This is a genomic window from Bacteroides caecigallinarum (genome assembly GCF_021530995.1).
GTDB classification, from domain to species: Bacteria; Bacteroidota; Bacteroidia; order Bacteroidales; family Bacteroidaceae; genus Phocaeicola; species Phocaeicola faecigallinarum.
Window position 1 is genome coordinate 1 of record NZ_JADYTF010000245.1, and the last position, 1,048, is coordinate 1,048.

General features: G+C 39.8%; 1 protein-coding gene. It reads left to right on the top strand.

All coding sequences use genetic code 11. From position 1 onward, the window contains the following. A partial coding sequence (locus tag I6E24_RS16385; protein ID WP_235329765.1) for an IS1634 family transposase occupies window positions 1-1,048 on the top strand: 1,048 nt, incomplete at both ends.

Genomic DNA, 1,048 nt, shown 5'->3' on the forward strand with positions numbered 1-1,048 from the left:
ATCAATAAAGTTTACGATAAAATCGGATTCAATATCATACAGGATGAGGAACTACGTCATCTTGTAGTATCCAGAATATGCTCTCCCATGAGCAAGAAGGCCACAGTGGATTATCTGAGACGGCATTTCAAGGAAGAGGTCAGTTTGCAGAAGATTTATCGTTATCTCGATAAACTATATAATACCCAGCAGGAACTCGTGCAGGAGATAAGTGTTAAGCATACCAAAGGATTGTTTGGTGGGAATTTAGGGATACTTTTCTACGATGTCACAACCCTTTATTTTGAGACAACGAATAAGGACGAGTTACGGGAATCCGGTTTTTCCAAAGATGGTAAAAATGCAAATTCACAAGTTGTTTTAGGACTTCTTGTCAGTCGTGGAGGATATCCTTTGTCTTATTCTCTGTTTAACGGTTCACAATATGAGGGATATACAATGCTTCCCATCGTAGATGATTTTGTTCAAAGATTCAATCTCGGCAATGATTTTGTAGTAATTGCAGACTCCGGACTTATGAGCGCAAAGAATGTAAAGCTACTCCGTGATGGTGGATATAAGTATATAATAGGTGCCAGGATAAAGAAGGAGTCCGGCCAGATAATGGAGAAAATAATTGCAACAGAGCGTCGGAGTGGGGTCTTCAATGATATCAAATATCCGGATGGAGACAGGCTTATTGTTGGATATTCTGATGAAAGGGCCAAGAAGAACGCATTCGATAGAGAACAAGGTGTGGAAAGGCTAAGAAAACGTTTTTCTAAGGGAACACTGACGAAGGCGGACATCAACAAACGAGGATATAACAAGTTCCTTTCTATCAGTTCTGGAATTACAGTCAGTATAGATGAGGAAAAGATAAAGGAAGATGCAATATGGGATGGATTAAAAGGGTATAAGACAAATACGGATCTAAGTCCAGAGAAAGTCTATGAAGCCTATCAGAATCTATGGAATGTGGAACGGTCGTTTCGTATTACCAAAGGTACGCTGGATGTAAGACCGATGTTCCATTTCACGCCAAGAAGAATTGAGGCTCATGTTTGTA